The 23,220-nt window shown below is 40.2% G+C and carries 15 protein-coding genes; 8 read left to right on the top strand and 7 right to left on the bottom strand.

The window, feature by feature from the left end; translation table 11 throughout:
- Window positions 1–63: 63 nt before the first annotated feature.
- From ACH30E_RS02135 to ACH30E_RS02105, 7 genes are all read right to left on the bottom strand, one after another.
- Window positions 64–1,119, bottom strand: a complete 1,056-nt coding sequence (locus tag ACH30E_RS02135; protein ID WP_490823463.1) for a FecR family protein — start codon at window positions 1,117–1,119, stop codon at window positions 64–66.
- A gap of 73 nt (window positions 1,120–1,192) precedes the next feature.
- Window positions 1,193–1,759, bottom strand: a complete 567-nt coding sequence (locus tag ACH30E_RS02130; protein ID WP_294996669.1) for an RNA polymerase sigma factor — start codon at window positions 1,757–1,759, stop codon at window positions 1,193–1,195.
- Window positions 1,760–1,897: 138 nt separating this feature from the next.
- Window positions 1,898–4,363, bottom strand: a complete 2,466-nt coding sequence (locus tag ACH30E_RS02125; RefSeq protein WP_490823462.1) for a S9 family peptidase — start codon at window positions 4,361–4,363, stop codon at window positions 1,898–1,900.
- A gap of 457 nt (window positions 4,364–4,820) precedes the next feature.
- Complete coding sequence (locus ACH30E_RS02120; protein WP_490823460.1) at window positions 4,821–5,651, bottom strand: universal stress protein; 831 nt, start codon at window positions 5,649–5,651, stop codon at window positions 4,821–4,823.
- Between the two features lie 39 nt (window positions 5,652–5,690).
- The gene (locus ACH30E_RS02115; protein ID WP_294996662.1) at window positions 5,691–7,250 is read right to left on the bottom strand and encodes a carbon-nitrogen hydrolase family protein; all 1,560 of its coding nucleotides are present in this window, start codon (window positions 7,248–7,250) and stop codon (window positions 5,691–5,693) included.
- A 156-nt stretch (window positions 7,251–7,406) separates the two neighbouring features.
- Window positions 7,407–7,979 carry a nicotinate (nicotinamide) nucleotide adenylyltransferase gene (gene nadD, locus ACH30E_RS02110; protein ID WP_490823459.1) on the bottom strand — a complete coding sequence of 191 codons (573 nt, stop codon included), beginning with the start codon at window positions 7,977–7,979 and terminating at the stop codon, window positions 7,407–7,409.
- 29 nt (window positions 7,980–8,008) lie between these two features.
- On the bottom strand, window positions 8,009–8,236 hold the full coding sequence (locus tag ACH30E_RS02105) for a FeoA family protein (RefSeq protein ID WP_294996657.1): 228 nt from the start codon (window positions 8,234–8,236) through the stop codon (window positions 8,009–8,011).
- 85 nt (window positions 8,237–8,321) lie between these two features.
- Between ACH30E_RS02105 and ybeY the strand changes: the two genes are divergently transcribed.
- The 8 genes from ybeY (at window position 8,322) to polA (ending at window position 23,183) form a co-directional block, all read left to right on the top strand.
- A complete protein-coding gene (ybeY, locus tag ACH30E_RS02100) occupies window positions 8,322–8,765 on the top strand; it encodes an rRNA maturation RNase YbeY (protein ID WP_490823457.1) in 444 nt (147 codons plus the stop codon).
- A gap of 512 nt (window positions 8,766–9,277) precedes the next feature.
- Window positions 9,278–9,892, top strand: coding sequence for a hypothetical protein (locus ACH30E_RS02095; RefSeq protein WP_490823455.1), 615 nt, complete (start codon window positions 9,278–9,280; stop codon window positions 9,890–9,892).
- Between the two features lie 29 nt (window positions 9,893–9,921).
- Window positions 9,922–11,790: a tRNA uridine-5-carboxymethylaminomethyl(34) synthesis enzyme MnmG gene (gene mnmG / locus ACH30E_RS02090; RefSeq protein ID WP_490823454.1), complete on the top strand. Its 1,869-nt coding sequence runs from the start codon at window positions 9,922–9,924 to the stop codon at window positions 11,788–11,790.
- 124 nt (window positions 11,791–11,914) lie between these two features.
- Window positions 11,915–12,919 carry a proline iminopeptidase-family hydrolase gene (locus ACH30E_RS02085; protein ID WP_490823453.1) on the top strand — a complete coding sequence of 335 codons (1,005 nt, stop codon included), beginning with the start codon at window positions 11,915–11,917 and terminating at the stop codon, window positions 12,917–12,919.
- 177 nt (window positions 12,920–13,096) lie between these two features.
- On the top strand, window positions 13,097–16,159 hold the full coding sequence (locus ACH30E_RS02080) for an amidohydrolase family protein (protein WP_490823451.1): 3,063 nt from the start codon (window positions 13,097–13,099) through the stop codon (window positions 16,157–16,159).
- Window positions 16,160–16,170: 11 nt separating this feature from the next.
- Complete coding sequence (locus ACH30E_RS02075; protein ID WP_294989859.1) at window positions 16,171–17,490, top strand: amidohydrolase family protein; 1,320 nt, start codon at window positions 16,171–16,173, stop codon at window positions 17,488–17,490.
- Between the two features lie 291 nt (window positions 17,491–17,781).
- Window positions 17,782–20,229, top strand: a complete 2,448-nt coding sequence (locus tag ACH30E_RS02070; RefSeq protein ID WP_490823450.1) for a DUF5916 domain-containing protein — start codon at window positions 17,782–17,784, stop codon at window positions 20,227–20,229.
- Window positions 20,230–20,330: 101 nt separating this feature from the next.
- Window positions 20,331–23,183 (top strand): DNA polymerase I, encoded by a 2,853-nt coding sequence (gene polA, locus ACH30E_RS02065; protein ID WP_490823449.1) that lies wholly within the window; start codon window positions 20,331–20,333, stop codon window positions 23,181–23,183.
- The last annotated feature ends 37 nt before the right edge of the window (window positions 23,184–23,220 follow it).

The following is a 23,220-nucleotide window of genomic DNA, read 5'->3' as shown; positions in this document are numbered from 1 at the left end:
GGTTATTGCAAAAAGATTCCCGCACATGGTTGTCCATGTGTTAATGCCTTGTTTATATGTTATCTATTGCTTTTTAGTTAACTGAAAATGGTTACTTCCATTTTCTTTAATCGTTAATCCGTTCATATTTCCAATTACATGCAGCAGTGTTTCGGCTGCATCGGTTGGCAAAACTTTTCCGGTGAAATAATGATTGTCAATAACTGTTTCATCGTATTTAATGATAACACCATAACGCTGCTCTATTGCTTTCAATACATCTGCTAGTGGTGCATTATCAAAAACCAGTTCTGTTGTTATTTCTGTTGTTTTCTTTTTTATTAATCCATGTTTTTTTGCTGCTACCAGTAAAGATTTTTCAGGCACAAATCCTGCAACCGTTGTACGCATTTGTTTAATGGAGTATGTCATAGCGGTTCCTGGTAATAAATAAACAGGTCCGCTCCAGTTTTTGTATGACCCGATTTTATTTACCACAACCTTACCCGTATATAATTTTACGGTAACGTTTTCAGCATTTTCTGTAACGCGGAAAGATGTGCCCAATGCAGTGGTGGTTATATCACCCGATACTACAATGAACGGGCGATTCGGGTTTTTGCTCACTTCAAAAAAGCCGCTGCCACTCAGTATTATTTTTCGTTCTTTTCCTTTAAACCCTTTCGCATATTTTATCACAGATCCCGGATCAAGTACTACCGTAGAACCATCGGGCATATTAATATTAATAGGGGCATTGGTGGTATTGGTTCTAAATACTGGTTTTTCCTGCTGCAACTGAACCAATTGTGCCGTAGTCTTATCCGTATTTTTGTCAGTAGTAAAAAACATCCAGCTACAGAGTAATAAAATAAACGCTGCGGCTACAGAAATATATTGTTTTACCCGTATGCTTCTTACCGGTTTTTCTATTTCCACTGACGCTTTTACCCGCTTCCATAATTCATTCCTATAAGCTACAGGAATGGGGATATCCTTGCCTGCCTGTTGCCAGTCGGGTCCCAACCATTGTTCTACTACTTCGGGATTATTCCGCAGGTATGATACAACAGTGTCTGCCTCTTCGGCTGAACACTGTTGATCATAAAAACGCTGTAAAAGGTTTTCGGTTACCTGCATAAAAAATAAACGCTGCTAAATACTAATACGCAGAAAAGAATAGTTTACCCCTGCTGGTAATAATTTGGTAACACTATGAGTTGATAAAGAGGAAGAGTTGTGATACAGTTGCAATTGACCTTAGTTGACGAAGTGCTTTGGAATAATGATCTTCTACTGTTTTTACAGATATGGAAAGCGCTTCCGCCACTTCTTTGTTTGAATAACCATGTACCACTTTGAGTAAAAAAATATGCTTCCTGACTTTGGGCAAACTGCTGGTAGCGGCTTCAATATAATTAGTGGTTTCAAAACTACCATCTGCATGAACCATGGCAGTTTCAGCCAATTCAAGATCCGTTGTTTTTGTAGATCTTTTTATTGCTGTGCATGATCTGATATGATCAATTAATACAGAAGATGCAATGGTAAAACACTGTGCGTCTAAACTATGTTCTGTAGAAAGTGTATGCCGGCTTTGCCATATTTTGATGAAAGTAAGCTGTGTAAGCTCACCTGCTATATCATGCTGCCCCACCCTTTTTTGAAAAAATCGAAATAATTTAGAATGGTACTCATTGAATAATGCCGTGAATGCTATTTCAGTGCCTTCTTTAACAGCTGCTACGCTAACCAGTAAAGAAGCACTTTCTGTATACATAGAATTACGTCGATTTTGAGACCGTAAAATTGGCACAGAAATAGACTGCTTGAGATTATCTGATTGTTAAGAAACCATACAAAAAGAGGGTGCGTGTTATTCACGCACCCTCTTCTGAATCTTAAAGCCTGAAGTTTTTTACTTCTTCAATAACTTATCATTAAATAATTTCAATATCCGTTTATATTCATCTGTCCAACTGCTCGGTTCCACAAATCCGTGGTCTTCCATCGGATAAACGGCGAGTTCCCAGTTGTCTTTACCCAGTTCAATCAGTTTTTGTGATAAGCGAACCACGTCCTGAAAATGTACGTTTACGTCTACCATACCATGGCAGATAAGCAGGTTGTTTTTTAAACCATTCGCAAAATTTATAGGTGATGATTTTGCATAGGCAATACTATCATTAAAAGGTTCATTCAATATATTGGAGGTATAGCCATGGTTATAATGTGCCCAATCGGTTACGGGTCTTAGCGCTGCACCTGCTTTAAATACATCTGGAGTGGTAAACAATCCCATAAGGGTAATAAATCCGCCATAGCTTCCACCATAGATACCGATCTTACCCGCATCAATTCCATATTTACTTGTCAGGAATTTTGCGGCGTCTACATGGTCGTCCAGGTCTTTTCCACCCATGTGGCGATAAATACCTGTTCTCCAATCGCGTCCATATCCACTGCTTGCTCGATAGTCGATATCTATTACAGTATAGCCCTGATCAGCCAGTAAATTATGGAACATATATTCACGGAAATAAGAGCTCCACCAGTAGTGTACATTCTGTAGGTAGCCAGCACCATGTACAAATATTACTGCAGCTTTATTCTTCTTGGCTTTGGTTGGTTCATAAAGTCTTGCATAAATCTGCTGACCATCACGAGCCGGAATGGTAATCATTTGCGGGTCTCTCCATGGGTAGGCTTTGAATTCATCAGAAACCGCTTTATTGGTAATTTGTGTAGCGGCTTTACCTGCTGAATTTTCCTGTACAAACAATTCCCATGGCTTATTGCTATAAGAGTAACGGTAAGCAATCCATTTTTCATCCGGGGAAAGACTCACTTCGTATCCACCTGTTTTATCGGTAATTTTTTCTTTTCCGTTACCATCTTTCTGAATGCGGTACCAGTTTAATTTACCAGGATGCTCTTCATTGGTAAGCAGGTAAAAATATTGACTGTTATTGCTCAAGGAAACGGATTGTACTTCATACTTTCCACTGGTAAGTGCTTTTTTGTTGTTAGTCTTAATATCGTAGGTATAAAGGTGTGAGTACCCTGTTGCTTCACTCTGAAAATAGAACTGTGCATCATCTATCCAACCAAGTGTAGCACCAAAACCGCTGACACCAGGTCCGCCAATCCAGGCATCATCGCGCTGGCGGTCGAGTAATTTTAATTTTCCTGTTGCGGCATCCAGTTGCATGATCCAACGATCTTTATTATCCTGCGACCGGATATCTACAATAGCAGCCGAGCCAGAAGGGTTCCAGTAAGGACCATTAACCATTACCCCACGAACAGGCGCCCTGCGGTTACCAAATTGTTTAGGATAGTCTTTTACATAATCAGGTTGGTCTGTTATGCCAGGAACAGATAAAGAGTCTAATACAAGAGGAAATACTTTGTCTTTTGTTTTATCAAAAATGTAAAACTCATAACGACCCAATGGTGCCCCAACTTTTGTTCTTGCAGGAATATCAGTGGTAAAACCAGATTCTGTAACATAGTCAGGAACAATGGTATTTTTATTACCAGTTGGTGCAGTATAGAGGCGATAGGTTACAAAACGACCGTCTGGACTAATCTGCAGGTTTTGAAGGCTTTTTTCTCCGATACCGATGGTACGAAGTTCTACAGAATCCCTGTGGTTACGCATAAACTCGGCGCGGGCATCTCTTTTTTCTTTTCTTTCTTTTAATACTTCAAAAAGATCGAGTTGCTGATTACGCAACCAGGGCTCCTGTGTTAAGGTGTTGGATGATGTTGGAGGAGCTTGTCTTACCTGCCCCTGGTTACCACCACCACCAAATCCTCCGCCAAAACCGCCACGTCCTCCGCCTCCGGCAGTTATAACAGAAGTTACTGTTGCTGATTCGGTTCCCCTTGTAATATTAGTAAGCTGAAGGGTTATACCGTTTTGGGTATTCCATCCGTATAAGTTCTGATTACGGTTATATACCACCCATTCATCATTCAAAATAAAACGTGGCGCAAACTCCTGATCTTGTGTTTGCGTTATGCGGGTTGTTTTATTGGTTGCAAGATCAACCATGTAAAGATCGCCGCGGAATGCGTAAAGCATCTTGGTTCGCTTATCATTATAAACCGCATTATTGGTTGCCTGTGCAAGCTGCACTTCTGATAAAGAGGCTTTCTCCGGAGCGGCTGCGCCAATAGTATATACATATACGGAATCGGCTGATTTTTTGTCTGGGTTCCAGTTAAAATAGATTTTTTTACTGTCTGCGCTCCAAAAAGCGTTTGAAGGTGAGGAGCCGATCCATTTAGGATCTCGCATAATTTTTTCTACGGTTAACTGAGCATTAACCGAGCTGCCGACCAGGAAAATGCCGACAATAAGCAGTTTATTTTTCATTTGGGAAATTTATCCGTTAAAGCTATTGTATGCAAATGGGAAGCAAAAATGAATTTTATGGGTGGATGAAATTAGCGGGTAAGAAAATTTGGCTGCAAGCTACAAGCCGCAAGCCATTACTGTCCGGGGAAATTTAACCGCGAGCTGCAGGTGTTGCGTATGATGGAACACAGATCTTCATGATTTTAAAGATCTATCATGATAAATCCTGAAAATCATGAAGATCTGTGTTCTATTAATAGCAGATAGTGCATTTACGGCAACCAAATATTTCTTTAAGCAACTGACTTTAAAGATTCTAATTCCCAAGCCTTCCGTTTAACTACATTAAAAGCAGAAAGTTTATAATAAGCATCCATCAAAGCTTGCAGCTTGAAGCTTGAAGCCAATTTTCCCCGGACAGCTTCGTATACATTATACATGCTGTATCGATCCGGGGTTCCTTAACGTGGAGAAATTATATCCACTGTAAATAAGGATACTCTGCATTATCAAAATATCCGGTGATTCGTTGCCACAGGTTCTTTTTTGCTTTTTGGGCCTTGTTGTTTTCCATCAAAGCATTTGCCTGAATTTCATCGGCATAAGCCATTGCTGCTTCATGTAATTGCTTACCCTGTATTTCACGGCAAACCACTCTGGCATTATACCTTGCTTTAATAGCCTGGAGTGAGTTTACCAATAAATGCAAAGGTCTACCAGCTCTGCCTAATGCCCTGAGCGCTACCAGATGAATAGTAAATCGAAATCTTTCCGCAAAAGCGGCAATAGTATTGATCCTTGTTTCAGGCACAAAGTCGGTTATAGGAATAACCACATCGCTCCATTCAAATGGTTGTCCAGGTACTTCAAGTAATGTTAATACAGGAACAGATAATTCTTTCTGCAGCATATCTGTTTTCGTGCCGAAGAGTTTTTGCCAGAATGACTTTTTATGTTGGTCGTATAATATTACCAAATCTATATCTGCTTCATTTGTATAGGCTTTTATCTGTCCGGATATACTCCCTTCCAGTAAATGCGTTTCAATGGGTACATCAAATTTTTCTCTTACCCATCTTTTAGTGGTTTCCAGTTGCGCCTTTTTCGATTGCCAGAAGCTTGAATAGGCATCAGGCATTATCTGTTGCACTTCTGGTGTTTTTACAAAGGAGCCGGCAAAATAATTGGTTACATGTACCAGGTGAATGGTAGCATTAAGCTCACCAGCCATAGTGGCTGCATGTAGTAGTGCTTTATATGCCGATTCCGAAAAATTGGTTGGTACCAATATCTGTTGTGTTTTCATGGTCTCGGTTTTTAAAGGTTAATAATAATGCCGGTAGTTTTATACTATCAGCGTTGTTTCGTCTTCATGGTAAACTATTTGGTATAAGTCTTTTTTTCTGTCGTTCCAGGTTCGGGCATTACCCGCCACACGGTTCTTTTGTAAGAGGTTCATGTCGAGGTCCTGGTATATCAATGTTTCATCGCCTGGTTCTGCAATAGCGGCAACCGCATCGCGGTGAAACTCTACATCCGATGGTGTAAGAATTGCGCTCTGTGCATATTGTATATCAATATTATCAACCTGTGGCAGGTTTCCCACACAGCCGGCAAGCACAACATATATCTGGTTTTCAATAGCCCTGGCTTGCGCACAATAACGAACCCGGTTATATGCTCTTCTATCATCTGTATTAAATGGAACAAAAAGAATATTGGCTCCTTTCATAGTGGCTATTCGCGCCAGTTCTGGAAATTCAACATCATAACAAATAGATATGGCAATCTTTCCACAGTCAGTATCGAACACTTCAACCTTCTTTCCCGACTTTACTCCCCACCATTTTCTTTCATGTGGCGTGATATGAATTTTGTATTGTTTGTCGAATGAGCCATCTCTTCTGAATAGAAAAGAGATATTATATAAGTCGCCATCTTCTTCTTCTGTAAGATGGGAGCCGGCAATGATATTGGTATTGTATTTCACTGCCATGCTACTGAAGAATTGTATATACCGTTCTGTGAATGCGGTAAGCTGTCTAACAGCCTTACCCGGTCTTTTATTGGGCAGAAAGGAAAGCAGCTGCATGGTAAACATTTCGGGAAATAGAACAAAGTCGCTTTTATAATCTGATGCAACATCAATAAAATACTCGCAGTGACTGGCCAGCTCTTCAAAACTATTTACCAGTCGCATTCTGTATTGTACTGCACAAACCCGTACATATGGATTTAGTTTTTGTGCGTTGATACCATCTGGACTATAATCCAGGTTCACCCATTCCATATACGTGGCATAACCACAGCTTTCTTTATCGCCAGGCAAATAATCTTTGATAATGCGTTTTAGTTTAAAATCGTTGGCGAGCTGTGTAGTTAGTACAGGATCAAATATTTTTTTATCGGTTACTTCCTGTACATATTCTTTTATGGTAAGATTGTCTGCATAACGATGGTAATTGGGTAAGCGTCCGCCTACCACTATACGTTTGTAATTATTTTGTATGGCCAGCTTTTTTCTTGCTTCATATAAGCGCCGGGCCAGTTTCATACCCCTGGCTTTGGGAGATACCATTATTTCAATACCGTATAAGGTATCTCCTATGGGATTATGTGTAGACAGGGTACCGTTACCGGTGATCTGTAACCAGGAATGAGAAGAAGAAAATTCGTCAAAGTTCAACAAAAGTGAACTTGATGAGGCAACAAGTTCATCATTCAGAAACACGCCTATTTGTCCTTCAGGAAAAGTGGTAACAATTTTCTCCCATTGCTCTTCGCGCCAGGGTTTCATTTCCGGAAATGCTAAAAGTTGCAGTGAGGAAACTGCTTCATAATCTTCTATACCAAGCTGACGTAGTGTAACCTGGTTTTGTAGTGTATCTATTGTATTTAACTCCATGGCTTCTGTTTTTACTGAATCTATTATCTACCCTGCATGCAGCAGCCCAGATGGTTTATCCAATAATAATGCTAGAAGCTTAGGTGCTAATTAGTTTAATGTTAGAATGAAATTAGAATGTGCAGGGATATGTTAAAGCGCGTTCAATTACGCTACTTAATTGCGATAATAATTGTTGCGCTCTATTTCTTCCCTCACTTTATCGGGCACGAGGTAACGAATAGATTTTCCTTCGCGTAAGTTGTTGCGGATCAGTGTAGCAGAGATATCTAGCATGGGTGCATCTAGTACCAGAACATTGGCGTTCCAGGTTTCGGTAACCTCAAAACCGGGTCGTTTATAAATAATGAAGGGGTATTCTTTAATCAATAGTTCGGCATTCTTCCATTTGGGCAGGTTCTGAAATCCGTCGCTACCCATAATTATGCTGAACTGGTGTTGCGGGTATTTTTCTTTTAGATAGGTAAGTGTATCGATGGTATAAGAGGGTCGGGGTAATTTGAACTCAACATCTGATGCGCGGATGGATGTTTCGTCGTCTATAGCCAAACTAACCAAATGCAGTCTGTCGTATTCGTTTAGCAGTCCGGCGGCTGGTTTAAATGGATTCTGTGGCGATACTACCAGCCATACTTGTTGTATATCGGTCTGGTTTACTACATGAGATGCAATAATAAGGTGACCGGTGTGAATGGGGTTAAAAGAGCCGAAATAGAGTCCAATTTTCATTTATCTAATTGATAATCAATTGATTATAATTATTCTGTTTCCTCTACAAAGATACTTCTTGCTTCGCTGATCCTTAGGCTTAAGTGATACCCTGCCACGGAAATTGATATCGGGTCGCCCATAGGAGCCACCTGTTCAACCTGTACAATTTCTCCTGGCACACAGCCCATTTCCATAAGTTTGATAAAGATCTCATCCTTTTCGAAAGAATTGATCACCGCTTTCTGACCTGCTTCTAAATCTGACAGTCTTTTCATCGCCTGGTTATAAATATTCTATAAAGGTAGGATGGTGCAATAGGTTTTTGTTACGAATTTTGGAGTATTAGCAGATTATTCAGATATGAACAAGATTAGCTTTCGTTATGCAGACCGCCGATTAAATATTGCACAGAAAACTGTTATCCGCTCATTTATTGAAACCTTGTTCAAAAAGGAAAAGCAATCACTAGGAGGCATTAACTACGTATTCTGTTCCGATGAATACCTGCTCGAGATTAATCGCAGTTTTTTACAGCACGACTACTATACTGATATCATCACTTTTGGACTCTCTTCTCCCGGCGAGCCTGTTGAGGCAGAGATCTATATCAGTACCGACAGGGTTAAAGACAATGCCAAAAAACTGGGCATCCCCTACCGCGATGAGATGTTGCGGGTAATTTTCCATGGCGCTTTACACCTATGCGGTTATAAAGACAAGAAAAAAGCCGATATCGCGCTGATGCGGAAAAAAGAAGACCACTATTTAAGAGGAATGGGGAAATGGCTGATGTTTGATCGCTGATGGCGGATATGGATTGAGGAATGGCAGATGTCTGATCGCAGATTGGGGTTGTACAACGGTTAAACGACTATTCTGTGTATTTCTGTGCTTTCAGTGGCAAGAACTTAACAGAAGAACAGAGGAATGAGGAAATAGCTGATGTCTGATCGCTGATGGCGGATATGGATTGAGGAATGGCAGATCGCAGATCGCAGATTTGGGTTGTACAACGGTTAAACGACTATTCGGTGGTTTTCTGTGCTTTCAGTGGCAATAACTTAACAGAGGAATGGGGAAATGTCTGATCGCTGATGGCGGATATGGATTGAAGAATGGCAGATGGCAGATCTCAGATTTGAATATTCGATATTCGAAATTGGATATTCAACATTAATCACCCTCTACTTTCCTATTAGAATCAATTGCTTGTAAAACAAAGATGTTCCACAAAACACAGTTTCCCCCCGGAACATTAGGTTTGGAATTGTTTCACGAAACACAGTTTCAGTCTGAAACATTGTTTAATTTTGGGTATGGCTAGAAAAAGATGGACCGCTCAAACTGAAATTACTGATTCTTTACTTCGACTAAGAGAAAAAAGGAAGTGGCAGCTTGCATACAGGAGGTATGTGGTTGAGCAGAAACCAAGTGAAACCTATGGTCACTACTTTGGATTAGATATAGCCACGCTTAGAAAATGGTATGAATTACAGTTTTCACAAACAATTAGTTGGAACAACTACGGCAAATCATGGCAGTTTGAGCATATAGTTCCTACCTCTTTCTTTGATTTTTCAGATGAATCTGAACTCAAGTTGTGCTGGAACCATCTAAACATTAGAGTGCAAATGGTGGATGATACAGGACAACCGGTTGAAACATTCAACCTTTTATCTGCTAAGGCCTATTTTGAAGTTCTTCAGAACAAGACTTCTATAGGTATATGTGGCCAAATGCTTTTAAAACTTAAGGCCATTGAAGAGGAATCGGTTGTAATTCCAGATAAAATATTACGCTTTCTTACCGAACAGGCCGAAGAATTAAATCAAATACAATCGCTCAATAACGAAGAGCTGGATCAATTAAATAGAGGTATCGAACTGAAACAACTTCTTCTCGAACGTGAAATACTTAAAAAGTTCAGCTAATCCTTAAGCCTGAACTATCTTTGCAAACTATGTTTCCGCAATATGATGTTATAGTTGTTGGTGCAGGTCATGCCGGTTGTGAAGCCGCTGCTGCTGCCGCCAACCTGGGTAGTAAGGTTTTACTGGTTACCATGAATATGCAAACCATTGCCCAAATGAGTTGCAACCCTGCCATGGGTGGTATTGCCAAAGGACAAATTGTTCGTGAAATAGATGCTTTGGGCGGATACAGCGGAATCGTGTCTGATTTAAGTACCATTCAATTCAGGATGCTGAACCGCAGTAAAGGTCCGGCAATGTGGAGTCCACGCACACAAAACGATCGAATGCTCTTTGCTGCCAAGTGGAGAGAGATGCTGGAGAATACGCCCAATGTAGATTTCTACCAGGATATGGTTCGCTCTATTATTATTAAAGATGGTAGAGCATCGGGTGTTGTAACCGGACTTGGTCATCATATAGAATCGAAGACAGTTGTCGTTACCAGCGGAACATTTTTAAATGGGATCATCCATATTGGAGAAAAACAATTTGGTGGTGGCCGTGTAGCAGAAAAAGCAGCAACCGGAATAACCGAGCAATTGGTTGAACTAGGTTTTGAAAGCGATAGACTGAAAACAGGCACTCCTCCCCGTGTAGACGGACGAAGCCTCGACTACAGTAAAATGGAGGAACAGAAAGGCGATGAAGAAATTGTTGGTTTCTCCTATACCGATACACCAAGAATAAAAGCAGCCGATCAACGCAGTTGCTACATAACTTATACCAACGAAAAAGTACATGATATACTAAAAACCGGTTTCGATAGAAGTCCAATGTTTCAGGGAAGAATTGAAGGAACAGGCCCAAGGTATTGCCCAAGCATTGAAGACAAAATAAACCGATTTGCAGATCGCGAACGTCATCAACTATTTGTAGAACCTGAAGGCTGGAATACCGTTGAAATATATGTAAACGGATTCTCTACCTCATTACCAGAAGAAGTACAGTACGAAGCGCTTCGTACTGTGCCTGGCTTTGAAAACTGCAGAATTTTCCGACCTGGTTATGCCATTGAATACGACTATTTTCCACCAACACAATTACAGTATTCACTGGAAACAAAACTGGTTCCGAATTTATTCTTTGCCGGTCAAATAAACGGAACCACCGGATATGAAGAAGCGGCTTGCCAGGGGTTGATGGCAGGTATCAACGCACACCAACGTTCCCGTGAACTTGATCCGGTAATCCTACAGAGAAGTGAAGCATATATCGGCGTATTGATCGACGACCTCATTAGTAAAGGAACCGATGAGCCTTATCGGATGTTTACCAGCAGAGCAGAATTCAGAACACTACTAAGACAAGATAATGCCGATTTGCGTTTAACAGAATTAAGCTACAGACTTGGGCTTGCTTCTCAGGAAAGAATGGATAAAGTAGTCAGCAAAAGAAACAATGTCAGTGGTATCAAAAAAATATTACAGGAGCTGAATGTAGAACCAGAACAAATCAATCCATATTTTGAAAAAATAGGGTCGGCTTTAATAACAGAAAAACAAAAAGCTTCTAAAGTTATACTCAGACCAAATGTAGATCTCCCCTCACTTGTACAGTACATACCAGCATTAAAAGATGCACTTGCAAATTTTGATGTAGATAGTATTGAGCAATCTGAAATACAAATAAAATATGAGCGGTATATAGAGAAAGAACAGGAAATAGCAACACGAATGAGTCAAATGGAAAACACACAAATTCCAGACACATTTGATTACGATCGAGTAGCTGCACTTTCTAACGAAGCCTTACAAAAATTTAAACGAATACGTCCACGCACACTAGGCCAAGCTAGCCGTATCAGTGGAGTTAACCCGAGCGATGTGCAGATATTGATGGTGTATATGGGTAGATAAACAATCTAATTATAGCCACAGATGCACAGATTACTTTTACTGTAATCTGTGCATCTGTGGCTATAATTATTTCTACTATCCTGCTAAAAACAATAACTTTAGTAACACACAATCAAATCATGCCATGAGAATTGTACTTGCGCTATTCATAACCACCCTTCTTTTTTCCTGCCAACAAAAACAAACATCCGTTGCAGAATACTTTGCTCACAGCGATACCGGAGTTCAGGTTGCGGGAATAAAAATGATACCGATAACCACACCGGTAGGCAGATTCAAAGTTTGGACAAAAACCATCGGCAACAACCCCCGAATAAAAGTATTGTTATTGCATGGTGGTCCGGCAATGACCCATGAATATATGGAAGCTTTTGAAAGCTATTTTCCAAAAGAAGGATTTGAATTAATAGAATACGATCAACTAGGTTCATACTATAGCGACCAACCAACAGATAGTAGCTTATGGACAACAGAAAGATTTGTAGAAGAAGTAGAACAGGTGCGCAAGGCTCTGGGTTTAACAAAGGATAATTTTTATATCCTTGGTAATTCATGGGGTGGCATACTTGGTATGGAGTATGCGCTTAAATACCAGGAAAACCTGAAAGGCCTAATCATTTGTAATATGATGGCCAGTATACCGGACTATGAAAAATACAATGGAACCTTACGCGCTCAAATGAGGCCTTCCCTTATCGATTCACTTCAGTCCTATGAGTCAAAGGGACAATTCAAAGACCCCGTTTATCAGGAACTCGTTTTCAAAGAATATTATAACCAACACCTTTGCAGATTACCAGAGTTACCGGACCCTGTAGCGAGATCATTTAAACATATAAACGAAACAATATATGTGATGATGCAGGGACCAAGTGAATTTAAGGTTGGTGGCAGATTATTAACCTGGGACAGAAAAGCTGACTTACCAAAAATTACCGTACCAACTCTAACCGTAGGTGCCAAATACGACACGATGGACCCAGCTCATATGGAATGGATGAGCAAACAGGTAAAAAACGGAAAATACCTCTACTGTCCCAACGGCAGTCATCTCTCTATGTGGGAAGATCAGAAAGTATTCATGGAAGGTGTAATTAAGTTCATCAAGGAAACAGATGGAAGACCATAGTCCATAGACCATGGTCCATGGACTATGGACTATGGTCACCGAGAAGCCACGGTATAGGTCACCCCTCATTCCACCGATTCATTTCTTCCATTCATCCTTAAAACACTAAAACCTTTTTTGTAGCCTCGCTTAATTATGTAGCTTTAAAGTCTTCCAAAAACCAATCTAAACACTATCATGAGAAGACTAAAGCTCCTGTTTTCAGGGCTCCTGTTTGCATCGTTGCTACAGGCCCAGGAAACATTTCAGGTCAATGGTGTTGGTGATAAACGCGACGGATGTTATGCGTTTACCAATGCCACCATCGTTAAAGATGCACAAACCACATTAACCAACGCAACGCTCGTAATACGAGATGGTAAAATTGTTGCGGTAGGTACTGGAGTAAACATTCCCAAAGACGCAGTAGTTGTTGATTGCAAGGATAAATATATCTATCCTTCTTTCATAGATATCTACAGCGACTACGGTATGCCTCAGGCACAACGCCAGCAAGGCGGTGGTGGTTTCAATTTTAACCAACCAGCACAGTTAACCACAAATCAGAAAGGCGCTTATGGCTGGAACCAGGCACTTAAGTCTGATGTACAGGCATACAAAATATTTAGTGCCGATGAGTCACGCGCGAAACCATTGCGTGACATGGGTTTTGGTACCGTACTCACACATCAGAAAGATGGTATACTTCGTGGAACAGGTACAGTAGTAACCCTTGCAAATGAACCCGATAATTTTCTGGTAGTTAAAGAAAAAGCTGCTTCCTTACTTTCATTTAATAAAGGAACATCTACACAATCTTACCCAGGATCATTAATGGGAACAATTGCCCTTTTGCGTCAAACATATTTAGACGCACAGTGGTATAAGAATAATCCAGCCGCAGCTGGGTTACAGGGAGATGGTGTAAATATTACCCTTAAATATTTTAATGAGCAACAATCACTTCCACAAATTTTAGATCCGGCTGCAAGAGGTGGCGATGATTTTTGGAGCCTGCTTCGTGCAGATCGTGTGGGGGATGAATTTGGTGTACAATACATTTTAAAAGCAACCGGAAAAGAATACCAAAGAATTAAAGAAGTGGTGGCAACCAAAGCTCCTTTGATTGTAGGTTTAAACTTCCCTGCTGCAATGGATGTAGAAGACCCGAATGATGCACGCCTTGTTTCCTTGGCCGATATGAAAAACTGGGAACTTGCACCAACCAATCCTGGAGCAATTGAAAAAGCAGGTATCTCTTTTGCCTTAACTTCTGCTGATCTTAGAGATGCTCGCACTTTTATGGCCAACCTCAGAAAAGCCATGGAAAACGGATTAACAGAAAAAGCTGCACTGGAAGCACTGACTAAAACACCAGCTACCTGGTTAGGCGTATACGATAAAGTAGGAAGTATCGATAATGGCAAACTAGCCAACTTCGTAATTACTACCGGTCCAGTATTTGGTGAAAGAACCACATTATTACAGAACTGGGTACAGGGTGTAAAACATGCAGTTAACGAATCAGCATGGAACAGCGCAAGTGGTTTATATACCCTTACTACCAACAGTTCTAAAGGAACCAATACATATACAATAGATGTAAAAAGCAACAGTGCAGCAACCGTTATCGCAAAAGATACCGTTAATGCAACATTTAGCTTTGATGGCAAAGTAGTAAAGTTCAGCTTCGCATCAGAAAAGCGTTCACGTAACACCATACGTTTCAGTGGTTTCAACAATGGTGGTGGCGACTGGAATGGTATGGCTGAAGATGCAGAAGGCACCAGAATGACCTGGACCGCTAAACTAAACAGCACCAAGCCTGATACTGCTACGGCACGTACAAGACCAACGCCTCCAAACCGTATTGGTAAAACAATGTATCCGTTTACGGCTTATGGTACTGATTCAACATTGCCACAACAGGGAACATACCTTATTAAGAATGCAACTGTTTGGACCAGTGAAAAAGAAGGCAAACTGGAAGGTGCAGATGTTTTGGTAAAAGCAGGCAAGATTGCACGTGTAGGTAAAAACCTAAGTGATGCTTCTGCAACTATTATTGATGGTACAGGAAAACACCTTACTGCCGGTATTATAGATGAACACTCACATATTGCTTCTGCATCAACAAATGAAGGAGCACAAAGTGTTACCTCAGAAGTGCGTATGGGAGACAACCTCGATCCGGATGATATTAATATATATCGTCAGTTAAGCGGTGGTGTAACAACTTCACATATTCTCCATGGTTCTGCCAATACCATTGGTGGACAAACACAATTGATCAAATTGCGTTGGGGTGTAAATGATGAAGAACTCAAATTCAAAAACTGGGATCCGTTCATCAAGTTCGCGTTAGGTGAAAACGTTAAGCGTACTTCCTCAACCAATAACAACCGCTTCCCTGATACACGTATGGGTGTTGAACAGGTATTAACCGATGCGTTTAACCGTGCTGTAGCTTATGAGAAATCAATGAAAGCTGATCCTAAAGGCACACGCCGTGATCTTGAACTGGATGCGCTGGTTGAAATCATGAACAAGCAACGCTTTATTACCTGTCACTCCTATGTGCAAAGCGAGATCACCGCTACTATGCGTGTAGCTGAAAAATTTGGTTTTAGAATCAACACCTTTACACATATTCTGGAAGGATATAAAGTAGCTGATAAAATGAAAGCGCATGGTGCTAATGCATCTACCTTCTCAGACTGGTGGGCTTACAAAGTAGAGGTTACGGATGCTATTCCATACAATGCTTATATCATGAACAAAGTGGGACTGAATGTTGCCATTAATTCTGATGATGCTGAAATGGCTCGTCGCCTTAACCAGGAAGCTGCTAAAAGTGTAAAATATGGTGGACTTACAGAAGAAGAAGCATTAAGAATGGTAACAATTAATCCGGCAAAAATGCTGCATGTAGATGATAGGGTTGGTAGCATTAAAGTTGGTAAAGATGCTGACCTGGTGCTATGGAGCGATAATCCGTTAAGTATTTATGCTAAAGCAGAAAAGACCATGGTAGATGGTACGATCTATTTCGACCGTGAAAAGGATGCTGCAATGCGTAAGCAGGTATTAGCTGAGCGTACAAGACTGATCAATAAAATGGTAGGCGAAAAAAGAGGTGGCCGTCCAACAATGCCGGCAACTCCTAGTTACAAATATGTACACACCTGTCTGGATCACTCTCATAAGCTTGGTATGCTTGAAATTGAGGCAGAAGAAGAAATACACGGCGATAACCAATAAAACATTCTAACATGAAAAAATCATTCTTATATATAAGTGCGCTGACGCTGCTCTTGTCTAAAAGTGCAGTTGCTCAGGATGATGTTTATCCTGCAGCAAAACAGGCCAAAAAAACCGCCATCACAAACACAACGGTGCATGTTGGAAACGGAACCGTTATTGAAAACGGTACGGTTGTATTCGACAATGGTAAAATAACCTATGCTGGTGCAGCATCAAGTGCACCATCTGCAGAAACCACCATTGATGGCAAGGGTAAACATGTTTATCCAGGTATCATACTTCCTGCTTCTAACCTCGGTTTGATTGAAATATCAGGTGTACGCGGAAGTACCGATGTAAACGAAATTGGAGAACTGAATCCATCAGTAAGATCCATTGTCGCTTATAAAGCAGAATCAATTGTAACCAATACTATTCGTGCAAACGGAATTTTATTGGCACATGTAATGCCTGGCGGACAACTAATCGCAGGTCAATCATCTGTTGTACAATTAGATGCATGGAACTTTGAAGATGCCGCCTATAAACCTGATATGGGTATGCAGTTTTATATGCCAAGTCTGCTCGCCCGTCCGGGTGGTGGTCGTTTTGCTGCATTGTTTGCCCAATTTGGCGGACAGCAAGGAGATCCAATTAAGGCTGCACTGGATAGAATTGAAGGTGTAAAAGCGTTTTTCAGAGAAGCCAAAGCTTATCATCAGAAAGATGCAGGCAAAAGCATTAACCTGAAATTTGAAGCAACAAAAGCTTTATTTGAGAAAAAACAAAAGCTGTTTATTCATTGCTCTCAGGTTAAACAAATGCTGGTAGCTATTGATTTTGTAAAAGAGTTTGGTTTTGATGTAGTACTGGTAGGTGCTGGTGAAAGCTGGCAAATTGCTGACCTGCTCAAACAAAATAATATCTCTGTTATCCTCACCCAGGAACATAACCTTCCTACCCTTGATGACGACGATGTTGATCAACCTTATAAATCAGCGACTTTCCTTCAGAAAGCTGGTGTATTATATTGTTTAAATGATGATGATCCGCAGAATCGTGGTAGAAACCTGCCCTTCAACGCAGGTACTGCAGCAGCTTATGGTCTTGGCAAAGAAGAAGCATTAAAAGCCATTACTTCTAACACTGCAAAAATCCTGGGTATCGATGATAAAACAGGAACTATAGAAACAGGTAAAGATGCCAATATTGTAATTAGTGAAGGAGATATACTCGATATGAAGAGCAGCATTATTACAAATGCATTTATTCAGGGTCGTAGTATCAGCCTGAGCAGTAAGCATACTCAATTGTTTGAGCGCTATAAACACAAGTACGGTATTAAATAAATTCCGCCTTACAACATACTAAAAGCAAAGCCCCGGCAAATCATCTGTCGGGGCTTTGCTTTTCCCCCTTCACCGGAATTAATACTGGTTCAGGGCTAGGGGGTTAACAAAATATTTACAGACACATCCTCGTAATCAGCCTTCCTTCTTACCCATTTACCGCTCATCGTTCTTGTGCACCCTTTAACAGGGCTTCGTATGTAACGTTTCTACATTTACTACGTTTAGTTTCGTATAAATCGCCAGGATAATGTGCAAACCCTGGAAAATGATACACTTTAAACCGACTGAATGAGAACCTTATTAACCATGCTATGTTTAATTACCTCATTAACTGTGTTAAAAGCACAGCAAAATGAAAAACAGGTAAAGAAAATAGCCGCAACCAGAACCACCAAAAAGATCGTTATAGATGGTATTATAAACGACTCTGCCTGGGCAAGTGCACCCATAGCCACCGATTTTATAGAATGGCGACCAACTTTTGGAAATAAAGAAGAGGAAAAAAATCGCACAGAAATTCGGATTCTGTATGATAACAATGCGATTTATATAGCTGGATATGCACACGAGGCAAGTGCCGATAGTATTACAAAGGAGCTCGTAGGACGTGATGTCGTTGGTGTAAACGATTTTGTCGGAGTAATCTTCGATACTTATCATGATAAAATCAATGGCTTCGGATATTATGTAACTGCATTAGGCGAGCAATTCGATGCGAAATATTCCTCCAATGGTGAAGATGGTAGCTGGAACAGCGTATTTGAAAGCAATGCCAAAATACAGGCAGATGGCTGGACCTTTGAAATGAAAATACCTTATTCCGCAATTCGTTTTGGTAATAAGAAAATTCAAGACTGGGGCATTAATATCACCAGAAGGCGCAGTAAAAGTGGTAAACAAATGATGTGGAGCCCGACGGACCCTGCAATTGGCGGTAACTTTTTAGCACAGTTTGGCTTGTGGACGGGTGTTCAGGATATTAAACCACCTGTAAGACTTTCCTTCTCTCCTTATTTATCTACCTACGCAAATCATTATCCCTATAATACACCCGGGGTTAAAAACACGACGACCTCTATCAATGGAGGTATGGATGTGAAATATGGTATCAATCAGGCTTTTACACTCGACATGACACTGGTACCAGATTTTGGTCAGGTACAAAGTGATAACCAGGTTTTAAACCTTACTCCTTTTGAAGTACAGTTCAATGAAAACAGAACCTTCTTTACCGAGGGAACGGAATTGTTTGGTAAAGGTAATCTCTTTTACAGCAGACGAATCGGTGGAACACCAATGCATATTGGTAAAGTAAACGGACAATTACAACCCGGAGAATCTATAACCAAAAATCCACTAGAAACACGGTTGCTAAATGCAAGTAAAATAAGTGGAAGAACCAGTGGCGGACTTGGTATTGGTTTCTTTAACGCCGTAACCAAAGCGCAGCATGCATCCATAGAGCAAAACGGAGAAGAGATTCGTAAGATTGAAACCAATCCTTTGACAAACTATAATATCATTGTATTTGATCAAACATTAAAAAACAATTCAAGCGTATCACTCATCAATACCAATGTAACAAGAAGTGGTACAGATTATGATGCAAATGTAACCGCCGCATTATGGGATATCTATGATAAGAAAAACACCTGGAACGTAAATGGTCAGGTAGGTGTAAGCCAGTTAATTGGTTATGAAGCCCCTGGAAAAACGCTTACTGGTTATAACCACACACTCGGTTTTGGTAAAACCAGTGGCCGATTCAATTTTAATGTTTGGCAAGAGCTTGCTGATAATAAATATAACCATAACGACATGGGTTATTTTACCAACAACAACTATTTCAACAATGGTATTTGGGTTGGTTATAGATGGTTAAAACCTAAGAAATGGTACAATCGTATCAACGCTAATTTAAACATGAGCTATTCGATGCGTTATAAGCCGATGGATTATCAGCGCTTTAATTTCAATGCGAATGTAAATGGACAATTAAAAAATCTTTGGTGGGCTGGTATCAATGTTAATATAAATCCGGAACAAAACGACTTCTTTGAGCCAAGGGTAAATGGTAAAGTGTTCAAGCGTCCTGGAAGCTATATGTGGGGATTCTGGTTTGAAACAAACAACGCAAAAAAATATTCGGCCGTAGTAGAATTTTATAACCGGACATTTGATAAATATGGTAGTAATACACAAGAGATTTTCTTTAGGAATAACTATCGCTTCAACAAAAAACTCACTATTACTACCAGCACTTTCTTACAACTGGCACATAATAACCTGGGTTACGCTACTATGTTCAGCCCGGACAGTATCATCTTTGCGCTTCGTAAAAGAAATACCGTTGAAAATGTTTTGAACGTCAAATATAATTTCAATAATAAAATGGGCTTGTCTTTCAGGGCAAGACATTACTGGAGTAAAGTTGCTAACAAGGAATTCTATAAACTACGTGAAGATGGCTATCTAAACCATATTCCAGGGGGCATCAGCAGTAATGTAGATTACAATGTGAATTATTTCAATATTGATATGGTATACACATGGCAGTTCGCATTGGGAAGCTTTATTAATGTGGTTTGGAAAGATGCCATCAGTACTTTTGATCAGGATACCCGAACAACTTATTTTAAAAATATAGGAAACACCCTAAACGCCAATCAGCAGAACAGTATTTCCATCCGTATTATTTACTTTCTGGACTACCTGAACCTTAAAAAGAAACATTAAAATACGAAATCAGCAATCCCGTATCCTTGATTTTCCAAAAAGCATCCCGTTTATAACCGGATGCTTTCTTTTTTGCCGATAACGTTCATTACCTTAGCTATATGGCTAAAAAGTTATTTTTATTGGATGCGCTGGCGCTAATATATCGTGCCTATTATGCCCTTATCAGAAACCCGCGTATTACTTCTAAAGGAAGAAATACCAATGCCCAGTTTGGGTTTACCAATACCTTATTCGACCTGATCAATAAAGAAAAACCTACCCATCTGGCGGTTTGTTTTGATACACATGCGCCCACAGAGCGGCACACAGATTTTACAGATTATAAAGCAAACAGGCAGGAAGCGCCAGAAGATCTAATTGATTCCATTCCTGATATACAAAGAATCATCCGGGCCTTTAATATTCCCGTAGTAGAAATGGATGGATATGAAGCAGATGATGTTATCGGAACAGTAGCCTGGCAGGCTGCCGACAAAGGATACGAAGTATATATGGTAACACCGGATAAAGATTACGGTCAGTTACTTATTCACCCACATGTATACATTTATAAGCCTGCCGCATTCGGAAATCCATCTGAAATACTTGATGCCGCAAAGATCTGTGAACGTTGGGATATTCAACGCGTTGAACAGGTAGTAGATATGTTGGGTTTAATGGGAGATGCAGTAGATAATATACCAGGCATTCCTGGAGTTGGAGAAAAAACCGCTGCCAAACTTTTGAAAGAATACAATACGCTTGAAAACGTATTGGCCAATGCAGACAAAATTAAAGGAGCCGTTGGAGAAAAAGTGCGCAATGCCGTTGACCTCGCGGTAATGAGTAAAAAACTGGCAACCATTATAACCAATGTGCCGGTTGAGTTTCATGAGGAAGACTATCGTTTGAAAGAATGGAATAAAGAAGAATTAAATGAGGTGTTTACAGAGCTGGAATTTAAAACCCTTGGAAAAAGAATACTCGGCGACGACTTTAACGCTTTTCATGCTGCGCCACAGGGAATTCAGACAGACCTTTTTGGAAATACAGTTGCGCCGAAGTCTGCTGCAAAAACAACGAAACAAGCTGAGCCTGAAAAATCAACACCCGTTGCCGGACCAGAAACAGAACAATTGGGCTTAATTGCAGAAAAAAATATTGGAAACACACCACACAATTATCTGTTGGTTCAGGGGGAAAAAGAAATTAAGGATCTTATAAACACACTACTTCAACAAACAGAAATTTGTTTCGACACAGAAACAACCGGAACTGATGCAAATAATGTAGAATTAGTTGGATTAAGTTTTTCATTTACTCCCGGAGAAGGATATTATATACCCTGTTCTCCAAATCAAGAGGAAGTAAAACAACTCCTTGCTTTTTTCAAACCATTATTTGAAAAAGAAACTATTACTTGGGTCGGACAAAACACTAAATACGACTTACTGGTTTTAAAATGGTATGGTATAGAAATAAAAGGGCAACTCTTTGATACTATGCTAGCCCATTACCTGATTGAACCGGAAGGAAGAAGAAGCATGGATCTGCTGAGTGCTCAATACCTTGGATATGAGCCGGTTCATATTGAAGAACTGATTGGCAAAAAAGGAAAGAACCAGGGAAGCATGCGTGATGTGGAATTGGAAAAAATAAAAGAATACGCTGCAGAAGATGCTGATATAACCTTACAACTGAAACAGGTTTTTGTACCACTATTAAAAGAAAAAGAAGTAGAACCGGTATTTGCACATGTTGAGAATCCACTGGTGAGAGTGCTTACAGATATGGAGTTTGAAGGGGTAAAAATTGATGTGGAATTTTTGAAACAGTATAGTAAAGAATTAGAAACAGAAGCAAAACGCTGTGAAGAAAGCGTATACACACAAGCTGGAGTTCGTTTTAATCTCGCATCGCCGAAACAACTTGGTGAAGTATTGTTCGAAAAACTACAGCTAGATCCAAAAGCAAAAAAGACAAAGACCGGTCAATATGCCACAGGTGAAGATGTATTACTGAAACTGGCCAATCAACATAAAATAGTAGATGATATACTTGGATTCAGGGAATTAACTAAACTGAAATCTACCTATGTTGATGCATTACCCGAAATGATCAACCCAAGAACAGGAAGGGTACATACCAGTTATGCGCAGGCTGTTGCAGTTACCGGAAGACTTAGCAGTAATAATCCCAATCTGCAAAATATTCCTATCAGAACATCAAGGGGAAGGGAAATAAGGAAAGCCTTTATTCCAAGAGAAGAAGGGCGTGTATTACTGAGTGCAGACTACTCACAAATAGAACTACGCATTGTTGCTGCCATCAGTGGCGATCCGAATATGTGTGAAGCATTCAGACAACATAAAGACATCCACACAGCTACTGCATCAAAAGTATATGGAGTTCCGGAAGAAGAAGTAACCAAAGAAATGCGTTACAAAGCAAAGAGCGTAAACTTTGGTATAATATATGGTCAAGGTGCTTTCGGGCTTGCAGATAACCTCGGCATTTCCCGAACAGAGGCAAAAGAAATTATTGATAACTATAAGAAAGAGTTTCCCAACATCCAGCGATATATGGATGAGCAGATAAATTTTGCAAAAGAAAATGGCTACGTACAAACATTGGCAGGGAGAAAACGCTGGCTTAAAGATATCAACAGCAGTAATTTCACCGTTCGGGGATTTGCAGAGCGGAATGCCATCAACTCTCCTATTCAGGGAACAGCGGCAGACATGATTAAGTTAGCCATGATTAAGATTCACGATGAAATGAAAGCCGGCAAATGGCAATCGAAGATGATTTTACAGGTACATGATGAATTGGTTTTTGATGCAGTCCCAGGAGAAGTTGATACCCTGAAAGAATTGATCATCCGCTGTATGACATCAGCCATGCCACTACCAAACGAGGTTCCCGTTGAAGCAGAAGTTGGCATGGGAGGCAATTGGCTTGAAGCGCATTAGGAATAGATGAATGATAAGTTCGGCTTACAATGTTCTA

The sequence above is a fragment of the Sediminibacterium sp. FW305-C-61 genome, from assembly GCF_058231065.1.
This window is presented reverse-complemented; position numbering and strand designations above follow the sequence as displayed.

Bases quoted from the DNA above. Each gene is read 5' to 3' on its own strand.
- ACH30E_RS02120 (WP_490823460.1), bottom strand. From the start codon at position 5,651: ATGAAAACACAACAGATATTGGTACCAACCAATTTTTCGGAATCGGCA.
- polA (WP_490823449.1), top strand. From the start codon at position 20,331: ATGGCTAAAAAGTTATTTTTATTGGATGCGCTGGCGCTAATATATCGT.
- ybeY (WP_490823457.1), top strand. From the start codon at position 8,322: ATGAACAAGATTAGCTTTCGTTATGCAGACCGCCGATTAAATATTGCA.
- ACH30E_RS02130 (WP_294996669.1), bottom strand. From the start codon at position 1,759: ATGTATACAGAAAGTGCTTCTTTACTGGTTAGCGTAGCAGCTGTTAAA.
- ACH30E_RS02070 (WP_490823450.1), top strand. From the start codon at position 17,782: ATGAGAACCTTATTAACCATGCTATGTTTAATTACCTCATTAACTGTG.
- nadD (WP_490823459.1), bottom strand. From the start codon at position 7,979: ATGAAAATTGGACTCTATTTCGGCTCTTTTAACCCCATTCACACCGGT.
- ACH30E_RS02075 (WP_294989859.1), top strand. From the start codon at position 16,171: ATGAAAAAATCATTCTTATATATAAGTGCGCTGACGCTGCTCTTGTCT.
- ACH30E_RS02080 (WP_490823451.1), top strand. From the start codon at position 13,097: ATGAGAAGACTAAAGCTCCTGTTTTCAGGGCTCCTGTTTGCATCGTTG.
- mnmG (WP_490823454.1), top strand. From the start codon at position 9,922: ATGTTTCCGCAATATGATGTTATAGTTGTTGGTGCAGGTCATGCCGGT.
- ACH30E_RS02135 (WP_490823463.1), bottom strand. From the start codon at position 1,119: ATGCAGGTAACCGAAAACCTTTTACAGCGTTTTTATGATCAACAGTGT.
- ACH30E_RS02085 (WP_490823453.1), top strand. From the start codon at position 11,915: ATGAGAATTGTACTTGCGCTATTCATAACCACCCTTCTTTTTTCCTGC.
- ACH30E_RS02095 (WP_490823455.1), top strand. From the start codon at position 9,278: ATGGCTAGAAAAAGATGGACCGCTCAAACTGAAATTACTGATTCTTTA.
- ACH30E_RS02125 (WP_490823462.1), bottom strand. From the start codon at position 4,363: ATGAAAAATAAACTGCTTATTGTCGGCATTTTCCTGGTCGGCAGCTCG.
- ACH30E_RS02105 (WP_294996657.1), bottom strand. From the start codon at position 8,236: ATGAAAAGACTGTCAGATTTAGAAGCAGGTCAGAAAGCGGTGATCAAT.
- ACH30E_RS02115 (WP_294996662.1), bottom strand. From the start codon at position 7,250: ATGGAGTTAAATACAATAGATACACTACAAAACCAGGTTACACTACGT.